Annotated in this window: 16 protein-coding genes and 1 tRNA gene; 7 read left to right on the top strand and 10 right to left on the bottom strand. The window is 69.6% G+C overall.

The genetic code is table 11. The annotated features are described in order from the left end of the window. Nucleotides 1-50: 50 nt before the first annotated feature. Nucleotides 51-983 carry an alpha/beta fold hydrolase gene (locus tag AC3A3H_RS08915; protein WP_487614204.1) on the top strand — a complete coding sequence of 311 codons (933 nt, stop codon included), beginning with the start codon at nucleotides 51-53 and terminating at the stop codon, nucleotides 981-983. Here the strand turns inward: AC3A3H_RS08915 and AC3A3H_RS08920 are convergent. After that, nucleotides 916-1752 (bottom strand): SGNH/GDSL hydrolase family protein, encoded by an 837-nt coding sequence (locus tag AC3A3H_RS08920; protein WP_487614205.1) that lies wholly within the window; start codon nucleotides 1750-1752, stop codon nucleotides 916-918. The genes AC3A3H_RS08915 and AC3A3H_RS08920 overlap by 68 nt on opposite strands. Before the next feature lie 104 nt (nucleotides 1753-1856). On the opposite strand from AC3A3H_RS08920, the gene AC3A3H_RS08925 reads away from it, so the two are divergent. After that, a tRNA-Ser gene (locus AC3A3H_RS08925) sits at nucleotides 1857-1946 on the top strand. Nucleotides 1947-2609: 663 nt separating this feature from the next. Then, a complete protein-coding gene (locus AC3A3H_RS08930; RefSeq protein ID WP_487614206.1) occupies nucleotides 2610-2924 on the top strand; it encodes a transposase in 315 nt (104 codons plus the stop codon). Here the strand turns inward: AC3A3H_RS08930 and AC3A3H_RS08935 are convergent. Together AC3A3H_RS08935 and AC3A3H_RS08940 are read right to left on the bottom strand one after the other, a co-directional pair. Then, a complete protein-coding gene (locus tag AC3A3H_RS08935) occupies nucleotides 2891-4531 on the bottom strand; it encodes an ABC1 kinase family protein (protein WP_487614207.1) in 1641 nt (546 codons plus the stop codon). The genes AC3A3H_RS08930 and AC3A3H_RS08935 overlap by 34 nt on opposite strands. 173 nt (nucleotides 4532-4704) lie before the next feature. After that, complete coding sequence (locus AC3A3H_RS08940) at nucleotides 4705-5415, bottom strand: BON domain-containing protein (protein ID WP_487614208.1); 711 nt, start codon at nucleotides 5413-5415, stop codon at nucleotides 4705-4707. A gap of 144 nt (nucleotides 5416-5559) precedes the next feature. On the opposite strand from AC3A3H_RS08940, the gene AC3A3H_RS08945 reads away from it, so the two are divergent. Both AC3A3H_RS08945 and AC3A3H_RS08950 read left to right on the top strand, forming a co-directional pair. Continuing rightward, nucleotides 5560-5991, top strand: coding sequence for an Hsp20/alpha crystallin family protein (locus tag AC3A3H_RS08945; protein WP_487614209.1), 432 nt, complete (start codon nucleotides 5560-5562; stop codon nucleotides 5989-5991). A gap of 15 nt (nucleotides 5992-6006) precedes the next feature. Beyond that, the gene (locus AC3A3H_RS08950) at nucleotides 6007-6768 is read left to right on the top strand and encodes an SDR family NAD(P)-dependent oxidoreductase (protein WP_487614210.1); all 762 of its coding nucleotides are present in this window, start codon (nucleotides 6007-6009) and stop codon (nucleotides 6766-6768) included. A gap of 47 nt (nucleotides 6769-6815) precedes the next feature. On the opposite strand, the gene AC3A3H_RS08955 is transcribed toward AC3A3H_RS08950, so the two are convergent. Beyond that, nucleotides 6816-10007, bottom strand: a complete 3192-nt coding sequence (locus AC3A3H_RS08955) for an HAD-IA family hydrolase (protein WP_487614211.1) — start codon at nucleotides 10005-10007, stop codon at nucleotides 6816-6818. Nucleotides 10008-10376: 369 nt separating this feature from the next. Here AC3A3H_RS08955 and AC3A3H_RS08960 point away from each other — a divergent pair, with 369 nt between their 5' ends. Next, nucleotides 10377-10550: a hypothetical protein gene (locus AC3A3H_RS08960; protein WP_487614212.1), complete on the top strand. Its 174-nt coding sequence runs from the start codon at nucleotides 10377-10379 to the stop codon at nucleotides 10548-10550. A 264-nt stretch (nucleotides 10551-10814) separates the two neighbouring features. Further along, the gene (locus AC3A3H_RS08965; protein ID WP_487614213.1) at nucleotides 10815-13535 is read left to right on the top strand and encodes a cation-translocating P-type ATPase; all 2721 of its coding nucleotides are present in this window, start codon (nucleotides 10815-10817) and stop codon (nucleotides 13533-13535) included. On the opposite strand, the gene ftsH is transcribed toward AC3A3H_RS08965, so the two are convergent. The 6 genes from ftsH to acsA are packed head-to-tail and all read right to left on the bottom strand — an operon-like array spanning nucleotide 13459 to nucleotide 20751. After that, on the bottom strand, nucleotides 13459-15396 hold the full coding sequence (ftsH, locus tag AC3A3H_RS08970; RefSeq protein ID WP_487614214.1) for an ATP-dependent zinc metalloprotease FtsH: 1938 nt from the start codon (nucleotides 15394-15396) through the stop codon (nucleotides 13459-13461). The genes AC3A3H_RS08965 and ftsH overlap by 77 nt on opposite strands. Then, nucleotides 15393-15638 carry an acyl carrier protein gene (locus AC3A3H_RS08975; protein WP_487614215.1) on the bottom strand — a complete coding sequence of 82 codons (246 nt, stop codon included), beginning with the start codon at nucleotides 15636-15638 and terminating at the stop codon, nucleotides 15393-15395. The genes ftsH and AC3A3H_RS08975 overlap by 4 nt, the downstream gene beginning before the upstream one ends. Beyond that, nucleotides 15635-16957, bottom strand: coding sequence for a dihydrolipoamide acetyltransferase family protein (locus tag AC3A3H_RS08980; RefSeq protein ID WP_487614216.1), 1323 nt, complete (start codon nucleotides 16955-16957; stop codon nucleotides 15635-15637). Before AC3A3H_RS08980 ends, AC3A3H_RS08975 begins: the two co-directional genes overlap by 4 nt. Beyond that, nucleotides 16950-17927 (bottom strand): alpha-ketoacid dehydrogenase subunit beta, encoded by a 978-nt coding sequence (locus AC3A3H_RS08985; RefSeq protein WP_487614217.1) that lies wholly within the window; start codon nucleotides 17925-17927, stop codon nucleotides 16950-16952. Before AC3A3H_RS08985 ends, AC3A3H_RS08980 begins: the two co-directional genes overlap by 8 nt. Continuing rightward, nucleotides 17924-18949 carry a pyruvate dehydrogenase (acetyl-transferring) E1 component subunit alpha gene (gene pdhA / locus AC3A3H_RS08990; protein ID WP_487614218.1) on the bottom strand — a complete coding sequence of 342 codons (1026 nt, stop codon included), beginning with the start codon at nucleotides 18947-18949 and terminating at the stop codon, nucleotides 17924-17926. Before pdhA ends, AC3A3H_RS08985 begins: the two co-directional genes overlap by 4 nt. Beyond that, nucleotides 18946-20751, bottom strand: a complete 1806-nt coding sequence (gene acsA, locus AC3A3H_RS08995; RefSeq protein ID WP_487614219.1) for an acetate--CoA ligase — start codon at nucleotides 20749-20751, stop codon at nucleotides 18946-18948. The genes pdhA and acsA overlap by 4 nt, the downstream gene beginning before the upstream one ends. Nucleotides 20752-20822: the final 71 nt, after the last annotated feature.

The following is a 20822-nucleotide window of genomic DNA, read 5'->3' on the forward strand; positions in this document are numbered from 1 at the left end:
TTGGCCCCCGAGGGTTCTCGTCGTCGGTCGTGCGGGACACAATGGGCCGCATGGCCAACCTGACCTTCACCCTCCGTTCGGGCCGACGCGTCGGCGTCACCACGCTGGGCGATCCGCTCGCCGCGCGGGTCGTCGTGCTCTGCCATCCCGCACCCGGCTCATCGGTGTTCGATCCCGACCCGGATGCCTCGGCGAACCGGGGAGTGCACATCGTCTCCCTCGACCGTCCGGGCTATGGCTCCAGCGACCCGTGGCCGGCCGGAACCTGGCCGAGCATCGTGGGCGCGGCCGACGACATCGCGGAGTACATCCGCGAGATGAAGCGCACCGAGTCGCCGATCGGGGTGAACCGGCCGCCCACGATCGGCATCGCCGGCTGGTCGGCCGGCGGACGGGTGGCGCTGGCGTTCGCCGCGCGGCACCCCGAGCTCGTCGACCGGGTCGCGGTGGTGGCGACGCCCGCGCCGAACGAGGACGTGCAGTGGATCCCGCCCGCCATGCAGCAGCAGTCCGACGAGCTCGGGCGACTGACCCCCGACGAGGCGCGGAGTCGGATGTCCGGGATGCTGCAGGGCCAGGCCGACGTGGTGCGCGCCGCGGACCTGGAGGCGGGGGTTCCGCTCGACCTGCTCGGCGCCGGCCCGGTCGACGCGGGGGCGCTCGCCTTGGCCGGCCTGGAGGACAGGCTCGGCCGGATGCTGAAGGACGCCTTCCGTCAGGGGCCCGGCGGGGTGGCGGACGACATCCTGAGCTACACCGCCCGTCCCTGGGGCTTCGACCCGGGAGCCGTGCGGGCGAAGACGCTGATCATCGGCGGCCAGGCCGACCCGATCGCCGGCCACGCGCACGCCGCCTGGTATCAGAGGGCCGTGCCGGACTCCCGGATGGAGATGGTGCCGGGGGCGGGCCACCTCGTCATCGCGCAGGCCTGGTCGCGGGTGCTGTCGTTCCTGGCGCCGAATCCGAGGCCGCTTCACGGTTGACGGGTGGGGCAACGGCCTCCCGCGGGAACTTGGCCGTCGCCTGCTCGATGACGGCGGGGAGGAACGCCGAGGCCCAGACCCGGTAGCCGCGGTCGTTCGGGTGGAACCAGTCGTCGGCGAACTGGTGCAGCATCCCGCGCCAGCCCTCCCGGCGCATGGTCTCGTGCAGGGGGACGACGGTGAGCCCGCGCTCGGCGGCCTCCCGACGGAGGATGCCGTTGGCCACGGCGACGATGCGCTCGTTGCGCGGCAGGTAGAAGTAGGGGAGGTCGGCCACGATCGCATCCGTCGGCAGCGCGTCGAACACGCGGCGGATGCCGTCCTGGAACCGTCCGGCGTCGAAGTCGCCGATGTCGTTGGCGCCGATGGACACGGTCACGATGTGGGGCCGGTGGCCGGCGAGCCGGGGGAGCTGATCGGCGACGGCCAGCGCGACGGTCGCGCCGGAGACGGACAGGTTGACGACCTGGACACTGCGCCCGGTGGCCGCGCGGATGTGGTCGGCGATCACGCCGACGTAGCTGTTGTGCGGGACTGAGGCGCCGATCCCTTGGGCCGCGCTGTCGCCGATGGCGACGTAGAGGATCTCGCCCTCGGTTCCGGCGTGCTCCCGCCACCACGCCGAGTGCACCGGCAGGGTCTGATTGAGCCGCTCCTTCCCGGCCGCGATCGACGCGCGCTGCGCCGTGACCCAGCTGCGGACGGCGATCGCACCCGCCACTGCGACGATGGCGCCGCCCACCCACAGAAGCGGCTTCAGAATCCCCATCCCGGCAGCGTATCGCGGGCCGCTGCGGTTCTCCGTGGAACCGACGCGCCCGGTCCGCCGCCCCCGATTCGCGGTGGCAGCGGTGCTCCAGTAAGATGATCGGCGGTACCGTGTCCGAGCGGCCGAAGGTGCAACTCTCGAAAAGTTGTGTGGGTGAAAGCCCACCGTGGGTTCAAATCCCACCGGTACCGCCACGTGCAAGCCCCCGTGATCCCAGTGTTTACAAGGGATCCGGGGGTCTTTCCGTGTTACCGCTGGGGCGCTGCGGTAACGCGGCGGTAACAGAACATCTGAGCGATTATGTGAGCAACCGCGCTAGACGAACGGTTCTGGGTGCTTGCTCAATGACGTCGGAGATCTGGACCGGATCGCACTAACGCTGAGGGTGCTCCATTCATGCAGGGAAGCGTTGGTCCGCACTGGACCGGCGAAAGCGTGTCCGTTGCTCAATCTGCACATTCTGGGCATGGAGGTCGGGTCGCGGCAAGGAGCGGCGCGATCGCTGCTTTCTGGGCGATGTGGTCCGCATCAGCCGGTATCGACCTGCACAGACGGTTTCGTGACAACACAAGTTCTTAGTGCCGCGCGCGCCCACTGTTTGACTGGGCGTTGACCTGCCAGTGCATATCCATGCACATACTGAATCGGCCTAGTCGAACCTGGATAACTTCCCGAGGGTGGGCGGCCATCGGGAATCGGTACAAAGGTTCTACCGCGTGGGAGTTGGTGTTGCTTGTTGCCGGCTATCGCGCGTTGTCAGTGAATCTGCTGGATCGATGCGGGATTCGGGGCGTGAGGAACGAATTGGTGACAACTGATCGTTACTGCCGTGGGGTGCTAACGGGGAGGATGTCTTCATGCCCGCTCCCTACCCCAGAGAGTTCCGTGACGATGTCGTCGCGGTTGCCCGGCGCCGTGAGGACGGTGGCACGATCGAGCAGGTCGCCGCGGACTTCGGTATCAGCGCGGCGACGTTGCAGAACTGGTTGGACGAGGCCGCTGTCGAGGACGGCGACCGTCCCGGCCAGACCGTTGACGAGGCGGCGGAGGTGCGCGAGTTGCGTCGCCGTAACCGGCTGCTGGAGCAGGAGAACGAGGTGCTTCGGAAGGCGGCGGCGTATCTGTCGCAGGCGAACCTTCAGTCGTGGCGTCGGCTGGTCCACAAGAGGTAGCTGATGAGCGATCCGATGGTGCTCAGACCTGCGGTCATCAGCAGGGTCACCCAGGACCGTCCCTTGCGCTCGCCGACGACGAGACCGCCGATACCGTTTATGAGTGCGGCTACGACCATTCCGGCGACGAGTCGGTTGCCGATTCGCTCCGCACGCCCGACCAGGGGCTCCAGCTCGGCGGCGCGCACATGGATCTGGAGCCCGGACGTGTCCAGCGTCTCGACGATTCGGCGCAGTCGACGAGGGAGCTCGATAAAGAGTTCGCCCGCGTCGACGGACGAGCGCAGAAGTCGCTGGGCGATTGCGGTCGCGGAGACCCGGTCCTCTACAAGACGGCGCGCATACGGTGTGAGCGCTTCGCCCAGCGCGAAGTCGTTGTCTAGCTGGACACCCAGGCCTTCGACCATGATCAGCACCTTGAACAGCAGCGCCATGTGTCGGGGGAGTTGGAGGTGGTGCTCGCGCATCATGGCGAGCAGCTGGGTGATGAGGTGTGTGAATCTGACCTCGCTCAGCGGCCGGCCGGCGTACTGCGACACCCAGCCGGCCAGGGATTGTTCGAGCTGTGGCCGGTTCTCGACATCCTTGGTGACGGAGAGCGCGTACAGCGCGGAGGCGAGCAGCGAAGGGCTCTCCTGCGTAAACCCGATGAGAAAATCGGCAAGCTCCTCCTTCAGCTGCTCATTCACCTCGCCCACCATGCCGAAGTCGATCAGTGCGATGCTGCCGTCGGGTGCGACGAACAGGTTTCCCGGGTGCGGATCCGCGTGGAAAAAACCGTCGTGGAAGATCATCGTGAGCACCATGTCGGCACCGCGACGCGCGACGGTCGTGCGGTCGATGCCGGCCGCATCGAGGTGCTCCACGTCGTTGATCTTGATGCCTTTCATGCGCTCGAGAGTCAGCACGCGGGAGGTCGTCCTCTCCCAGATGACGCGAGGGATCAGCACGTCGGGGTCGGCACTGAAGTTCCTGGCAAACCTCTCCGCATTCCGGCCTTCCTGCAGGTAATCGAGTTCGGCCCGTAGAGTGATGGCGAAATCCTGCGCGATCCCCTCCAGGTCGTAGCCGCGAGCGCGCTCCCACCGCCGGTTCGCTTGCCGGGCGAGGCTCTGCACGATCTCCAAATCCTCCTCGATCTGGGCGACGACGCCCGGTCGACGCACCTTGACCACCACCGGTGTTCCGTCGTGCAAGTGCCCAGCGTGGGCCTGCCCGATCGACGCGGACGCGAGGGGGATGACGTCGAAGTCCGCGAACAGCTCCTCCACGCCGGCGCCGAGTTCTGCCCGGATCGTGTCGAGGATCTCCGCGGGTGGCACGGCGGGTGCGGCGTCCTGAAGCTTCGAAAGCTCGGTGAGGTACGGCGGCGGTAACAGGTCGGAGCGGGTCGAAAGGAGCTGGCCCAGCTTGATGAAGGTGGGACCGAGGTCTTCCAACGCCAGGCGCACGCGTACCGGTGTCGTCGTCCGGTCACGGCGGTAAGCGCCTGGCGCACGCTGGTTGCCGAACCAGCGGCCGACGCCCATGACTTCGGCGAGGAAGCCGAGACCGTGGCGCGCGAGAACTTCACCGACCTGCTCATATCGGCCCAAATGACTGCTCATCCGCTCATTCTCGGCGTGATCCCGGACCAGCGGGAAGCCCGACCTCAGCGTCGCTGCCGGAGTAACGCCGGGGGACTTTCGCCCCGATCGTGGGATGGGACGGCTCAGAGGAGTCCGACGTAGCGCTTGCCGACGATCCTGGTTGCACCGGAATGTCTGATCTGAGGTCACGATCACTTCGGTTCCACCCGCAGCCGGTCGTGTACCTGCCGCACGTGCGGTGAAGACCATGCGGTCCTTAGCGCTTGCTGATGCTCGATCCAGGAGCCGACGGCGCCGGTCAGTGTGATCTCGTCACCGTCCACGGTCACGACGATGCGGCGCGCGTCAAGGATCGCATTGCGCACCAGGGCATTCTGGATCTCTTCGGCGATGTCGTCGGCTTGGGGCCTGCGGGTGAGCTCGATGCGGCTCTCTACGGAGCGGACCCCGTGGATGCGCTCGACGGCGTGCTTTGCGGCGACGCGCTCGGCGTCCCACTCGACCTCGCCCGTCAGGACGACGTCGTGGCCTTGGACATCCGCGTGGATGCCCTCGCGCGGGACGCCGGCCGTCCACGCGAGGATTGCGTCGACTGCGGCCGCGAGCCGGTGGCCGTGCGGCTTGAGCTCCGGATCGGGAAGCCGCAGCTCGTCGGCGACGGTGCGGACCCCGGCGACGCGGTGGACGGCGTCGACCGCTGCGATCCGCTCGTGCAGCGTGAGGACCTCGCCGGTGAGCGTGACCACGCCTCCGTCGACGGCGACACCGATGCCCGGAGCTGTGACATCCGGGGTCCATGTGAGCTCGGACTCCACCGCTTTGCGGATCGCGAGATCGCTGAAGGTGCGGGCTGCCGTCGTGGTTGCGGGGGCGTGTGACTCGGGTGCATTGCTGATGCTCATGCCATCCAGCCTCCGCGGCTCGGACCAGCAGTGGATGAGTCGAAGGTCCCCCCATCGCGCGGGACCTTCGGCCCACTCTTGCGCCCTCCTGCGGCCGTACGGTAGCGGCGTCGATCACGGTGATCGATGAGAGAGGACACTGTCATGGCACGCAATCTGGTCCGTTTCGACCCGTTCGCCGAACTCAGCCGGATGGAGCGGGACTTCTTCGAGGACGGGATGTTCGGGTCGCGCCGCACGAAGCTGCCGACCACCGACATCTACACGAAGGACGACAAGGAGATGATCGTGGAAGTGCACCTCCCCGACTTCGACGAGAACGACGTCTCCGTGAACATCGACGAGGGGGCGCTGGTCATCCAGGCCGAGAAGCACGAGAAGGAAGAGGACAAGGACAAGAAGTACGTCGTCCGCGAGTCCAGTCAGAGTTTCTACCGTCGCATCGCGCTTCCGCAGCAGAGCGACCTGGCGAAGATCGCGGCCACGTTCGAGAAGGGCGTGCTCAAAGTCGACGTCCCGTTCGCGGCGCTTCCTGCTCCCACGAAGATCCCGATCACTGCCGGGTCCAAGGCCTGACAGGCCGGGCACAGCATGTCGACGCACATCGTCGAGGGCCGTTTCTCGGAGTCCGGCGTCATCGTGACGGGCGCTGGCTCCGGGATCGGCAAGGCAACAGCCGTCCGCCTCCTGGCCGAGGGCGCCACCGTCATCGCAACCGATATCAGCGAGCCGCGCCTCGCGGCGCTCGAGGAGGAGTTCCGGTCGGACCGGCTGGTGACCTTCGCCGGCGACGTGAGCGACGAGGACGTCGTCGCCGATGTGATGCAGATCGCGGACGGACGGGTTACCTCGCTCGCGAACATCGCGGGGATCATGGACGACTTCCTGCCTCCCGCCGAGGTCGAGGACGCGGTGTGGGATCGCGTGCTGCGTGTGAACCTGACGGCGGTCATGCGACTCACCCGAGCCGTCTTGCCCGGGATGCTGGAACGCGGAGCGGGGACGATCGTCAACGTCTCCTCCGAGGCCGCCCTCCGCGGATCCGCCGCAGGAGCGGCCTACACGGCCTCCAAGCATGCCGTCAACGGGCTGACCCGCAGCACGGCGTTCTTCTACGGCGCCAATGGCATCCGCTGCAACGCGGTCGCCCCGGGAGCCACGATGACGAATATCCAGGCGGAGTTCCGCTCGGCGTTCGCCGGCGAGCGGATGGCTCCGTATATGCGGACCAACGTGCCGCAGCCTGCGACGGCGGAGGAGCTGGCGGCGGCCATCACCTGGCTGCTCAGCGATGACTCCGCCAACGTGAACGGCGCCGTCCTCCCGAGCGATGCTGGCTGGTCGGTGATCTGAGAGCGGGGGGTAGGGGAAAAAGGGGGGACCGGGAACCCGAGGCCCGGTCAGGCGTGGCCGCGGTGCTCGAGGGGAACACCGCGGCCCGCATCCTGTCCCCGGTCGCCGGCATCGACCAGCGCGAAATCGAGTGTTTCTCCGGTGTTCAGGAGCACCGACTGCCCTTCGACCATGACGCGGATCGGTCGCGCGTCGCCGGCCGCGGACTCGAGGACCAGGGACCGCGAGGTGATCGACACAGTCAATCGGTGGGAGCGGTAAGCGACGGTGAACTGCAGCGAGTCGAGTTCGGCGGGCAGGAGCGGGTGGAACCACAACGCGTCCGCGCGCGTCTCCAAGCCGGTGTAGCAGCGGATGAGCAGATCGACCGAGCCGGCCATCGCCGCTAGGTGGATGCCGTTCCTCGTCGTTCCTCCTTGGATGTCGGTGAGATCGCTCTGGAGCGCACGCTCAAGGAACTGCCACGACCGGCCGCGATCGCGGCGGGCTTCCAGCCAGGAGTGCACCACGTTCGAGAGCGTCGAGCCATACGTGGAGGAGCGGGAGTAGCGCTCGACGGTGTGCACGATCGTGTCTGCGTCGAGCGAGTACCCCATCGGCTCCAGGAGTTCGCGCAGTTCCTCCGCCGAGAGCAGGTAGAGAAGCATGAGCGAGTCCGGCTGCTTCGAGACTTGGTACCGGTCCGCTGAGTCACCTTCGGCGTCGAGCACCAGGTCGAGTCGGCCGGAGGTCGGGTATCGATCGCGATAGCGCTCGAGGTCGATGGGAGCGAGCCGGTCGTAGCCATCGAACTGCGACAGTGTGCCGTCGGCGTTGAAGACGATGCGCAGATGTGCTGCGATGTGCGCCCAGCGCTGGAGTTCCTCCGGCGCGACGGCGAGTGCCTCGCCGGCCTCGGGGTCGGCCCGCGCCGCCAGCAGCTCCACCGTGTCGACCGCGCGCAGGAGCACCCAGGCGGCCATGACGTTCGTGTAGACGTTGTCCGTCAGTCCGTCCCCCGGGTGGCCCGGTGGCCCGTCGTGGAACTCGTCCGGACCCATCACGCCGTGGATCGAGTACCTGGCGCGCCCGGTGTCCCACTCGGCGAGCGAAGCGAAGAGCCGGGCGACGCCGACGATGAGATCTGCACCCTCCTCGGCGAGGTAGTCAGCGTCGCCGGTGGTCTGGTAGAACTGCCACGCACTGTAGGCGATGGCGAGGCCGACGTGTCGCTGCAGGTGAGAGTGATCGGGGATCCAACGGCCGGTGAGCGGGTTCAGCAGGCGGTCGGGGGTGACATCCTCACCTGTGGTGGCGCTCTGCCAGGGGAACAGTGCGCCGTCTAGCCCCGCGGCAGTCGCCGCGCGTTCGGCCTGGGGGAGCCGGCGGTGGCGATAGCGGAGTAGGGACCGGCTCAGGGCCGGCCGGCGCAGGGTGAGCAGCGGGTAGACGAACACTTCGTCCCAGAAGATGTGGCCGCCGTACGCTTCGCCGTGCAGTCCGCGGGCGGGTACTCCGGCGTCGAGGTCCTCGTCGGCACGTGTGAGGGTCTGCAGCACGTGGAAAGTGTTGACGTTCACTGCCAGGCTGTGAGCGCCGGCGGGAACGATCCGGACGGCGAATGCGGACCAGAGGCGCTCCCATTCGCGCGCGTGGTCGGCGAGTAGTACTGCGAATCGTGGCGAACGCGCGACCGTGGCAGCAGCCGCGGTCGCCGGGGACGCGGTCGCCCGGTCCCGTGACGTGCTGACGCCCACGACCTTCTCCACGACGATCGGCTCGCCCTCGGCGACGTCGACGTCGAATTCGTGGAACGCAAGCCCGCGACGAACCGCGTACTCCGCCGCGCAGGGCGCCTTTTCGTCGCCGCGATAGACACGCGTGCGCTGGGCCAGGGCGATCCGGACTCCCGACGTGCGGGTCTCGACGTCGACCTGCAGGCTCTCGGCGGACAGTGGGGTGCGTTCTCGGATGTGAAGGTGCACGCGGCCCCCGCCGCCGACGGCAGCGGTATCGGTCGAGGTGTTCCGGACCGCCGTGTCGATGCCGCTGCGGATGATCAGCCGTCCGGACCAGTTCCGGGCGACGATCGTAGCCTGTAGTGCCCCGACCCGCGGGTCCGAGTGCGAGACGAGCCTGCGGAAGCGGATCGTCGTCTCGCGGCCGGCGGCGTCTCGATACGTGACCGCGCGACGAAAGAGTCCCTGGCGGAGGTCGAGGTCCTGGTGGAACTCGATAAGGTCGGCGCTATCCTCATGGAGCCAGTCGCCGGACTCGGGCCGGATGGTCAACGGCAGCCAGTTCGGGGCGTTGACGATCTCCTCCGCGGGCGTGCTGCCCTCGTCCACCGCGTCGAAGACCGTGGCCAGGTAGGTGCCGGGATGGTGGTGACGACCATTCGTCGCCTCCTCCGCCGACCCGCGCGTGCCCCAGTACCCGTTGGCGAGTGTGCACAGGCTCTCGCGTGTGGTCTCGGCTCCGGGGTCGTAGCCGTCGAACCGGAGCACCCACTCGTCTGGCGCGCCCGTGCGCAGGAGTACACCGTCAGGCGTCGTCCCCAGCGCGTCGACGCCCGGGAGGACCACGTCGGCGCCGGCGCGTCGCAGGGCGGCTGCGCGTCCGGGCTCGGCGCCGATCCCGACGACGAGAGCGAACCCGCCGTCAGCGCCGGCCGTCACACCGGCTTCGGAGTCTTCGACCAGGACCGCCCGCGGCGGGGCGGCGCCGAGCCGTTGGCAGGCCTCCCGGAACAGCGCAGGGTCCGGTTTCGACGGCAGCACGAGGCGCTCGGCATCGGTGCCGTCGACGATCGCGTCGAGCACCGGCAGGAGGCCCGTGGCGGCGAGGATGTTCCGGGCGTTCTTGCTCGCGGTCGCGACCGCCACGCGCACGCCCGCAGTCCGGAGGGCGGTGACCAACTCGAGCGCACCGGGGAGGAGCGACGGACGGTGCGCGTTCAGCTCCTCCTCGAACAGCTTCTGCTTGCGCTCGGCCAGACGCGCGACGAGCTCCGGCGTCAGGAGGTGCTCCGCCACACCGCGGGCGGCCAGCAGCGTTCGAACGCCGTCCTGCCGGCTGCGGCCGTCCACGTACCGCTCGTAGTCGGACGGGGTGAACGGTCGTGCGTCCGGCGCGATTGCGCCGAGCTCGGCGTCGAACAGCGCGGTCCACGCGCGCAGGTGGAGATCGCGGGTGTCGGTGAGCACGCCGTCCATTTCGAGGACAGCAGCGGCGACGGGCTGCTGGAGCATCGCGTCCATCCGCTCTCCTTCGACGGAGGGACGATAACGCGGCACGACACCCGCGCGGAGAGGCGAAGGTCCTTCGAAGAGTTCTCCTCCATCCACAGCGCAAGGTAGGGAGGAATGCTCGGAAATGACAGTGGGCTGTTTCGGCGGGACCTTCTACCTACTGCTCCTACCCGATGGTCCGTAACGTTGCTGTTACGGGTAGCTCCCGGGCAACCGAAGCGAGATCAGAGGTCGAACTCCGATCCCGTCACGCTGCGAACACCAAGTCACATGGATCGCAGGTACAGGTTGCAGTGACCGAGGCGGTGCCCTCGCGGGGACACCGCCTCGACCCTTCACCCCCGGAGACGACCAATCGTCTCAGAGAGCAACCCACGCATGGACGAGAGAATCGATTCCCTCGGCGCAGAGGCCCCGGAACGCAAAGCGGCCCGCGCGGCCGCGCTCTGGGCCGCGCTGGACGCACTACCCGAAACCGACCCCAACCGATTCAACAAGGCGCGAAGCGCGTATCTGGCCGACCCGCCCCAGCAGGCGGAATCCGCCTCATAGGTGTCGCTGGACGAGCAGGCTGAACCTGCGCCTGAAGCAGGCCGGCTCACTGCATTCCCGGCGGCAGGCTGGCCGCACATTTCGCGGGGGTGAGATGTGCGGCCAACATCGCTGTGCTCGGCCTGGCCACGTGCGGCCGCGGTGGGGGCTCTTCTGGAGCGAGGCGGACACGTCTGGGTCGGACGCGAGGAAGAGGCCTTAAGCCCCTGTGCCCGGGTCGGGGCGCCTGGCTGGATGGGCAGGGCGGGTGCGGGAGGAGGGTCGGTGCTGCACGAGCGAGCTGGGCTGGACGAGCAGGCGGAGCGAAGCGAGCATGCCGGCCCGACGGGGCAATCCGGGCCGTCTGACGCGAGGCCGACGCGCGAGCCTGTCGCGCTGCTGCTCCGGGACCTCCGGACGAGCGCAGACGGACTCGGAAGCAGGGAGGCTGCGCGACGGCTCGCCGTCCACGGGCCGAACGCGCTGCCGAGGGCGCGTCGCGCCGCGTGGCCGCGGCAGGTGCTGCGGCAGTTCACGCATCCGCTCGCGCTGCTGTTGTGGGTGGCAGCCGTCCTGGCGTACGTGAGCGGAACTCCGCCGCTGTCCTGGGCCATCCTGGCAGTCATCGTGATCAACGCGGCCGTGGCGTTCCTCCAGGAGCGCCAGGCCGAGAAGGCGGTCGAGGCACTGGCGCGCTATCTTCCGCTGCAGGCCAGGGCGCTGCGCGACGGCGCGATCGCGACGATCGCGGCGACCGACCTGGTGACCGGCGACGTGCTGCTGATCTCGGAAGGCGACCGCGTGTCCGCGGACGCGCGCGTGATCGAGGGGAGGGTGGAGCTCGATCTGTCCGCGCTGACCGGCGAGTCCGTCCCTGTCGTCCGATCGGCGGGCGCGGTGGACACTGCGGAGCGGCTCGTCGACGCGCCCGACGCGGTCTTCTCCGGAGCCGAGTGCACATCGGGCGATGCGCGGGCGGTGGTGTTCGCCACCGGAGCGGACACCGAGCTCGGGAGGATCGCCGCCCTGTCGCGACACGGGAAGCCCACCTCCAGCCCGCTGGAACGGCAGGTCCGCCGCTCCACGTGGCTCATCGCAGCGGTCGCTGTGGGCGTCGGGGCGCTGTTCCTCCCGCTCGGGCTCGTCGCGGGGCTGAGTCTGCCGGAGGCTGCGGTGTTCGCGATCGGGCTGCTCGTCGCGAACGTGCCCGAGGGGCTGCTCCCGACGATCACGCTCGCGCTGGCGGTCGGCGTCCGCGTGCTCGCCCGCAAGGGAGCGCTGGTCAAGCAGCTGTCCGCCGTCGAGACCCTCGGATCGACGACGGTGATCTGTACGGACAAGACCGGCACGCTGACGCAGAACTCCATGCGGGTGAACCGGCTGTGGACGGCGGACGGCGACCACGACCCTGCCGAGCGCGGTGGAGCGTTGACTCCGCTCGCCGAGGTGATGGCGGACTGCAACCAGCTCGAGCGCACGTCCGATCCGATGGAGGCGGCCCTACGCGAGGCCGCTTCGGACGCCGGGGTCGACGCGGCGCCCCGTGTCGCCACCTTCCCGTTCGACCCCGAGCGCAAGCGGATGAGCGTAGTGAGCCGCCGGGCCGGAGCGCTGGTCGTCGCTGTCAAAGGCGCTCCGGAGGGTCTCATCCCGCTGTGCGACTCGATCAACGGCGCGCTCGGCGCCGAACCGCTGACGGAGGCGGGACGCGCGGCGGCGGCCGAGGCCGTCGATCACTTCGCCCGTCACGGGCTCCGGGTGCTCGCGCTCGCCGCCCGGAACGCCTCCGAGGTCCCGTCCGATGCCGAGGCCGCCGAGTCGGAACTGTGCCTGCTCGGGCTCGTCGCCCTGCTCGATCCGCCGCGGCCCGAGGTGGCGGCGTCGGTGGAGGCGTGCCACAGCGCGGGGATCACGATCCATGTCGTGACGGGGGACAACGGGCGGACCGCAAGCGAGATCGCGCGGGAGGTCGGGATCGGGGCTGATCGAGTGGTCGCGGGCCCGGACGCCGATGTGCTCTCCGAGCCGGAACTGGACCGGCTGCTCGCCCAGCCCGGCGAGATCGTCTTCTCACGGAGTACGCCGGAGGGCAAGCTCCGGATCGCCGAGGCGCTTCAGCACGAGGGTCACATCGTCGCCATGACCGGAGACGGCGTGAACGACGCTCCCGCGTTGCACCGTGCTGATATCGGCGTCGCGATGGGCCGCTCGGGAACCGATGTCGCGCGCGAGGCCGCCACGATGATCCTCACCGACGACAACTTCGCGACCATCGTCACCGCGGTCCGGGAGGGCAGACGCGCCTATGAGAACCTGCGCAAGTTCGTGCTCTACATCTTCGTCCACGCAATACCGGAGGTCGTCCCCTTCGCTCTGTTCGCGTTGTCGGGAGGTCTGATCCCGTTGCCGCTGACCGTGCTGCAGATCCTCGCCATCGACCTCGGCACCGAGATCCTCCCTGCTCTCGCCCTCGGGCGCGAGCGCGCAGAACCGGACCTGATGGCGCGGCGACCGCGCCCGCGTTCCGAGCAGCTCATCACGCGGCATCTTCTGTTCCGCGCGTGGGCTCTCATGGGTAGCATCTCGGCCGCGCTCGCCCTCGCGATCTTCTTCGCGGTGCTCGTCTCCGGGGGTTGGCGCCCAGGGGCTGCCGTGGGCCCGGGCGATGCGCTGCACAGCGTCTACCTCCAGGCGACGACCGCCACGTTCGCGGCGATCGTGGCCTGCCAGGTCGGCACCGCTTTCGCGGCGCGCACGGAGCGCACCTCGCTGCGCGCGCTCGGTGTGCTCAGCAACCGACTGCTGCTCGCGGCCATCGCAGCGGAACTGCTGTTCGCCGCGGGCCTCTGCTACCTCCCGCCGCTGCAGGCGGTCTTCGGAACGGCACCCCTGCCGTGGTGGGTGCTCATGCTCCTGGTGCCGTGCCCGGTCATCGTGTGGGGCGCCGACGAGCTGGTGCGCTGGGGTGCTCGGCGCCGTGCCCGTGCGGGGACGCCACGGGACTGACCTGGGTGCCCAGTTCCGGGATCCGCTCGGGAACCGGTCGGCCGAGCTCGCCGTACACGACGGCGCCGTCGAGCGTCTCGGCGTCGAACAACCGGGCGATCAGAGCGTCGAGGGCCGTGCGGTGGTGCGAGAGGAGGTCGGTGGCCCTGGCCTCCGCCTGGCGCACGAGCCGGGCGACCTCGGTGTCGACGGCGCGCTGGGTCTCCTCCGAGTACGGACGGTTGAGGGTCGTGCCGCTCTCGCCGGCGTCCTCGCCGGTCGGGTAGCCGACCGGTCCGAGCGCGGGAGACAGGCCGAAGTCGCGCACGATGCGGGTCGCCAGTGCTGTGGCGGCCGCGAGGTCGGAGGCGGCGCCCGTCGATCCCTCCCCGTAGACGATCAGCTCGGCCGCCCGTCCGCCCAACGCGACGGTGAGTCGGTCCAGGAGAGCGCTTTCGCCCTGGAGGTGATGCTCGGCCAGCGGGAGCTGCTCGGTCGCTCCGAGGGTGTCCCCGGCGGGCAGGATGGTGACCTTGTCGACCGGGTCGGCGTGCTCGCTCAGCGCGGCGACCACGGCATGACCGCACTCGTGCACGGCCACCTGGCGTTTCTCCTCTACGAGCAGGACGCTCGAGCTCTCCCGCCGGCCGAGGATCAGGCGGTCGCGGGCGGACCCGAAGTCGGACGCGATGATGCGTTCGCGCCCGGCGCGGACCGCTTCGATCGCCGCCTCGTTCGCGAGGTTGGCCAGGTCGGCTCCCGAGAAGCCGGGAGTGCCCCGCGCGATCGCCTCCAGGTCGAGGGCCGGATCGAGGGGCTTGTCGCGGCAGTGCACCGCCAGGATCGCCGTCCGCTCGGCCGCGTTCGGGAGCGGGACCGTGATGTGCCGGTCGAACCGTCCCGGCCGCAGCAGGGCGGTGTCGAGCACGTCAGGGCGGTTGGTCGCGGCCAGCACGACGACGCCGGAGGAGGTCTCGAAGCCATCCATCTCGGCGAGCAGCTGATTGAGGGTCTGCTCGCGTTCGTCGTTGGAGGCGTACGAAGTTGCGCTGGATCGCCGTTGGCCGATCGCGTCGATCTCGTCGATGAACAGGATGGCGGGTGCGCTGGCGCGAACCGTCTGGAACAGGTCCCGCACGCGGGAGGCTCCGACGCCGACGAACATCTCCACGAAGCTCGACCCGTCGACGGAGAAGAAGTTCACCTCCGCCTCGCCGGCGACCGCCCGCGCGAGGAGGGTCTTGCCGGTTCCGGGTGGCCCGACGAGCAGCACCCCGCGCGGGGCCGCGGCGCCCAGCCGGCGATAGCGCTCCGGATTGCGCAGGAAGTCCACGATCTCGGAGACCTCCGCCTTGACGCCGTCGTATCCGGCGACATCGGCGAACGTAGTGGTCCTGGCCGACGGCTCGAAAAGCTTCGCGGACGATTTGGTCACGCCGAAGATCCCCCCGGAGGCGCCGGCGCGGCGCGCCATCCGCGCCATGAACCACCACACCAGAACGATCGGGCCGAGGATCAGCAGCCAGGTGCCCAGGCTCGACCAGAACGAGCCCTGACTTGCCGGCACGAACGTGACGGCGACATCGGCCGAACGCAGTGAGGCGAGCACCGGCTGCCCGGCCAGCGGCAGGGGGACGACGGTGGTGTAGGGCGCGCCGGAGGTCAGGTCGCCGGTGACAGTCCCGTCGGCGTCGATGGTGGCCGTCGACACCTTGTGCTTCTGGACGTCGGCGACGAACGCCGAGTAGGTCAAGGTCGTCGTAGCGGTCCCCGTCACGCTCGGGAGGAAGATCACCAGTCCGAGACCGATCAGCACGAGCGCTGAGATCAGCCAGAGAACCCACGCCCGGCCTCGGCGCGGCTCCGGCGGTGCAGTGGTCATCGGCCGTGGGAGGCGACGTAGTCGATGAAACCGCCGACCGTGTCGAGGCGACGGTAATCCTCCTCCGGCGTGTCCACTCCGGTGCTCTCGGCGATGAGCTCGACGAGGCGGAGGAAGTCGAGGGAGTCGATCTCCAGGTCCTGGCGAAGCCGCGCGCTCGCGGTCAGCTCGTCGGGCAGGATGTCGGGTGCGACCTCCGCGAAGGCCGCCTCGACTGCCGTGCGGGCGTCGTCGGTGTTCATAGCCCCTCCGGATTCTGCAGCAGTTCGTCGATGCGGCCGAGGAAACGGGCGCCGCGCATGCCGTCGCTGACCCGGTGGTCGGCGGACAGCGTCGCGACGACCGCCTGGCGCACGCCGACCATCCCGTCGTGGGCCCAGGGCTGTTCGGTCACCCGTCCGAAGCCGACCAGTGCCACCTGCGGCGGGTAGATCACGCCGAAGACGCTGTCCACGCCCAGTTCGCCCAGATTCGTCACGGTGATGGTGGCCTCGGCCATCTCCGCACGCGTCAATCGTCCGGCTCGTGCGCGAGCGACCAGGTCGCGGAGCCGGGACATCAGATCGTCGAGTGCGAGCGTGTCGGCGTCCAGGATCGCGGGGGCGACGATTCCACCGCCGCGGAGCGCGACGACCATGCCGAGGTGGACCCCGGTGCCGGGCCGGAACTCGCCCTCCAGGAAGTATCCGTTCATCTCGGGCACGTCGCGCACGGCGAGCGCGGTCGCTTTCAGCAGCAGGGCCGCGGGGACCATCCGGGAGGAGACCTCCCGGTCGGCATTGACCGACCCCATCCAGGAGAGGGCCCGCGTGAGGTCGATCGTGGCGCTGAGGTAGTAGTGCGGGATGGTCTTCTTGGAGCGCGCCATCAGCGTCCCGATCGCGCGGCGGAGACCTGCGGTCCGCGTCGCAGGCGGCTTCGGCGTCGCGCGCGGCGGCGAGGGGGCCGGTGCCTGCTCCGCAGACGCTGCCGGGGAGCCGCCGAGATCCCGTTCGACGATCGCGCCTCCCGGGCCCGACCCGGTGATCGCCGACAGGTCGATCCCCCGTTCGGCGGCGAGCCTGCGGGCGCGCGGCGACGACCGCCCGTGTTGCGCCGGAGCGAACGGGGAGGGTGCAGGCTCCGCGGCGTGCTCGACATCCGCGTGGGTGATAGCGCCGCCGTGCCCGGTGCCGTGGAGCGTCCCGGTGTCGACGCCGAGACGTTTGGCAAGCCGCCGCACCGGCGGGCTCGCCGGACGGGAGGGGGCGGGGGGCGCCGACGCCATCGCGCTGGCCGCGGCCGGAGCCGGCCGAACGGGTGCGACAGCGACGCCCGACGACGCCGGTGTCGGTGTGATCCGTGCGAGTGGCGCCCCGACCGGGAGCACATCCCCGACCTGGGCGAGGAGCTCGGCGACCACGCCGTCCTCGAAGGTCTCGACGTCGATGACCGACTTGTCGGTGTCCACCGCGGCGACGAGCTGGCCGCGGTGCACGGGGTCTCCGGGCTTCACCAGCCACTCGACCAGGGTGCCCTGCTCCATGTCGGCTCCGAGGGCCGGCATCAGGAAGTCACCCACACCCCACCACCTGGCGGGCCGCGGCCACGACGCGCTCGACCGAGGGCAGGGCCGCCTGTTCGAGATCGTGAGCGTATGGCGTGGGGACTTCGGCGCTGCAGACGCGCGCGACGGGCGCGTCGAGATCGTAGAAGGCGTTCTCCGTGATGCGGGCGCTCACCTCCGCCGAGATGCTCCCGCTGCGCCATCCCTCGTCGACGACGACCGCGCGATGCGTCTTCGTCACGCTGGCGAGGATCGTATCGTCGTCGAGGGGGCGCAGCGTTCGGAGGTCGACCACGTCCGCCTCGACGCCGGCTTCGGCCAGGCGGTCCGCGGCGTCGAGAGTCATCGGCAGGGTGCCCCCATAGGTGATGAGGGAGACGTCGGAGCCGGTCCGTCGCGTCACGGCACTGCTGATGTCGACGGCGCCGGCGTCGTCCGCCAGTTCGCCGCTGTGCGGGTACAGCGATCCGTGCTCGAAGATCAGCACCGGATCGGGGTCCTGCAGCGCGGTCCACAGCATCCCGCGAGCGTCCTCCAGCGTCGCCGGAGTGAGGATGCGGAGGCCGGGGATGTGCGCATACCAGCCTTCGAGACTGTGGGAGTGCTGCGCCGCGAGCTGCCGCCCCGCGCCGGTGGTCATCCGGAACACGATCGGCACGTTGAACTGACCCCCGGACATGTGCAGGAGGCTGGCCGCGTTGTTCACGAGCTGATCGAGGGCGAGCAGGCTGAAGTTCACCGTCATGATCTCGACGATCGGCCGGAGGCCCCCGAGTGCCGCTCCGATCCCTGCGCCGACGAAACCCGACTCCGACAGCGGTGTGTCTCGGATGCGCTCGGGACCGAACTCGTCGAGGAGGCCCAGGCTCACGGCGAAGCACCCGCCGTACCGGCCGACGTCCTCGCCCATGAGGAAGACGCGGTCATCGCGCTGCATCGACTCGCGGATGGCCGCGCGCATCGCATCCCGATAGGTCGTCTTCATCGCGGCGCCTCGCTGTACACGAAGCGGGTGAGATCGGCGACCGGCTCCGGCGTGCCGGCTTCGGCGAAGGCGACCGCGTCGTCGATCTCGGCGTCCACCTCGGCCTGCAGACGTGCCCAGTCATCGTCGGAGAGAGTCCCCGAACCGATCAGCCGGCCGCGCAGGGCGTCGATCGGGTCGTGCTGCATCCAGGCGGTCACCTCGGCTTTGTCGCGGTAGAGCTCGGGGTCGTACATCGAGTGGGCCCGGAAGCGGTAGGTGCGCAGCTCGAGGAAGTGCGGGCCGCCGCCCGAGCGAACGGCGTCGACGGCACGTCGGGCCGCCTCCCCGACGGCGAGCGCATCCATGCCGTCGACGGCCCAGGCGGACACTTCGTAGGCCGCGGCCTTCAGTGCGATGTCGGTCTGCGATTCCGAGCGGTCCAGGGCGGTGCCCATCGCGTACAGGTTGTTCTCGCAGCAGAACAGCACCGGAAGCTGCCAGAGGGCGGCCAGGTTGAGCGCCTCGTGGAACTCGCCCTCCGCCACAGCGCCTTCGCCGAAGAAGCAGACCGTGACATGCTCGCGCCCTGCCAGCTTGTCCGCGAGGGCAAGGCCGACGGCCAGGGGGAGTCCGCCCGCGACGATCGCATTGCCGCCGTAGAAGCGGGTCCCCTTGTCGAACAGATGCATCGAGCCCCCTCGGCCGAGACAGCAGCCCTCCACGCACCCGTACATCTCGGCCAGGATCGCCCGAGCGGTGACTCCTTTCAGGAGGGCGTGCCCATGCTCGCGATAGGTCGCCACGACCGCGTCGTCCGGTTCGAGGGCCGCCAGCACTCCGGCCGCGACCGCCTCCTCGCCGATGTAGACGTGCATGAATCCGCGGATCTTCGCTGCGCTGTAGAGCTCGACGCACTTCTCCTCCAGCCGGCGCACGCGGAGCATGTCCTTCAGGAGCCGGGCGCCGATCGCGGGGCCGTCAGGTGTCGGCGGCGCATCGGTGGCCGCACTCGGCGCGCGGCTCGTGCGCGGCGGGTTCATCGTGGCACCTCAACCGTCGACGTGTCGCCCTCCGGAAGCCCCAGCTCGCGGGCTTTCAACAGACGGCGGAGGATCTTGCCGCTGCGTGTCCGGGGAAGGGCGTCGATGAAGTCCAACTCGCGCGGAGCCACCGCTGGACCGAGCCGCTTGCGGGCGAAGCCGATCAGTTCGAGCCGCAGCGGGTCGGATGGCGTCCATCCCGGGCGCAGCTCGACGAACGCCTTCACGACTTCCCCGGCGACCGGGTCCGGGACGCCGATCACCCCGGCCTCGGCGACCGCCGGATGCTCCATGAGGGCGCTCTCGACCTCGAACGGGCCGATGAGGTGGCCGGAGGACTTGATCACGTCGTCGCCCCGTCCGACGAACCAGTAGTAGCCGTCCGCATCCCGCGTTGCGAGGTCGCCGGTGAGGTACCAGCCGCCGATGAAGCAGCGTTCGTAGCGCTCCGGCTGGCCGAGGTAGCCCCGGAACATCGACGGCCAGCCGCGAAGGAGTGCGAGCTCGCCCACTGTGTCCGGTTCCGTCACTAGCACGGCGTGGCCGTTCTCGCTCATCGCGGACCCGTGTTCGTCCCGGCGCACGATCGCCGCGGTCACGCCCGGCAGCGGGCGGCCCATCGAGCCGGGCCTCACGTCGGTGGCGGCGAAATTGGCGATCATGATGCCGCCCGTCTCGGTCTGCCACCAGTTGTCGTGGATCGGCATGCCGAACGCCTCGACTCCCCAGACCACGACCTCGGGGTTGAGGGGTTCGCCGACACTCGCGATGAAACGCAGCGCGGACAGGTCGTGACGGGAGGCGCGGTCGGTGCCGGCCTTCATCAGCATCCGCAGCGCAGTGGGCGCCGTATACCAGACGGACACCCTCTCGCGCTCGAGGATGCCGTACCACCGGTCGGCGTCGAGTTCGTCCTCATCGACGATCGACGTCACACCGTGGACCAGTGGTGCGATCACCCCATAGGACATCCCCGTCACCCACCCTGGGTCGGCGGTGCACCAGTAGACATCGTCGGGATGAAGGTCGAGGGCGAAGCGCCCGGTCGCGGCGTGCGCGACGACGGCCTCGTGCACGTGCACGGCGCCCTTCGGCAGCCCGGTCGTCCCGCTCGTGAAGTGCAGGAGCGCCATGTCGTCCTCGTCGGTGCGGACGATCGGGGACGCGGCCGGTGCGTCGCGGAGCAGCACAGCGAGATCGAGAGTCCCCTCCGGTGCGGGCTCGCCGTCAGCCGCATCGACCAGCAGCACGTACTCCAGCGCAGGGAGCTCGGCGCGGATGGGCGCGACCTTCCTGGTATAGAAGGCCCGGGTGGTCACCAGCACACGCGCGCCGCCCGACTGCATCCGCTGGCGCACCGGCTCCGGCCCGAAGGCAGAGAACAGCGGGCAGAACACGCTGGCGTTCTTGAGGGTGCCGATCACGGCGACATAGAGCTCGGGCCTGCGCCCCAGCAGCGAGAAGACGCGGTCGCCCCGGCCGACCCCCAGCCCGCGCAGCACGCTCGCGAACCGGTCGGAGCGCTCGGCGAGCTGCGCGTACGTCACGCTGTCCACGGTCCCGTCCGCGCGGACGAAGCGGAGCGCTTCCTTCGCCCGCTGGGGACCCGTCGCATGCCGGTCGACCGCTTCGTAGGCGATGTTGAGCCCGCCACCCGGGAGGCCGGAGAGGGCGTCGCGCGCCGCCTCCCACGTGAACGTGGCGCAGGTGGCTTCGTAGTCGAGGAGATTCGGGGTCACCGAAGCGGCCATGAGGTCTTTGCGGATGATCGGCCTGCGCGCGGAGCCGCTGAGGACTGTCATGCAGTCAGCCAAGCGCCCGGTCGCTCGGACGGGCAGGGTCTAAGGACCCGTGGAAAGGCCCGGCGACCTGC

Source organism: Leifsonia sp. Soil_N53 (genome assembly GCF_057655165.1).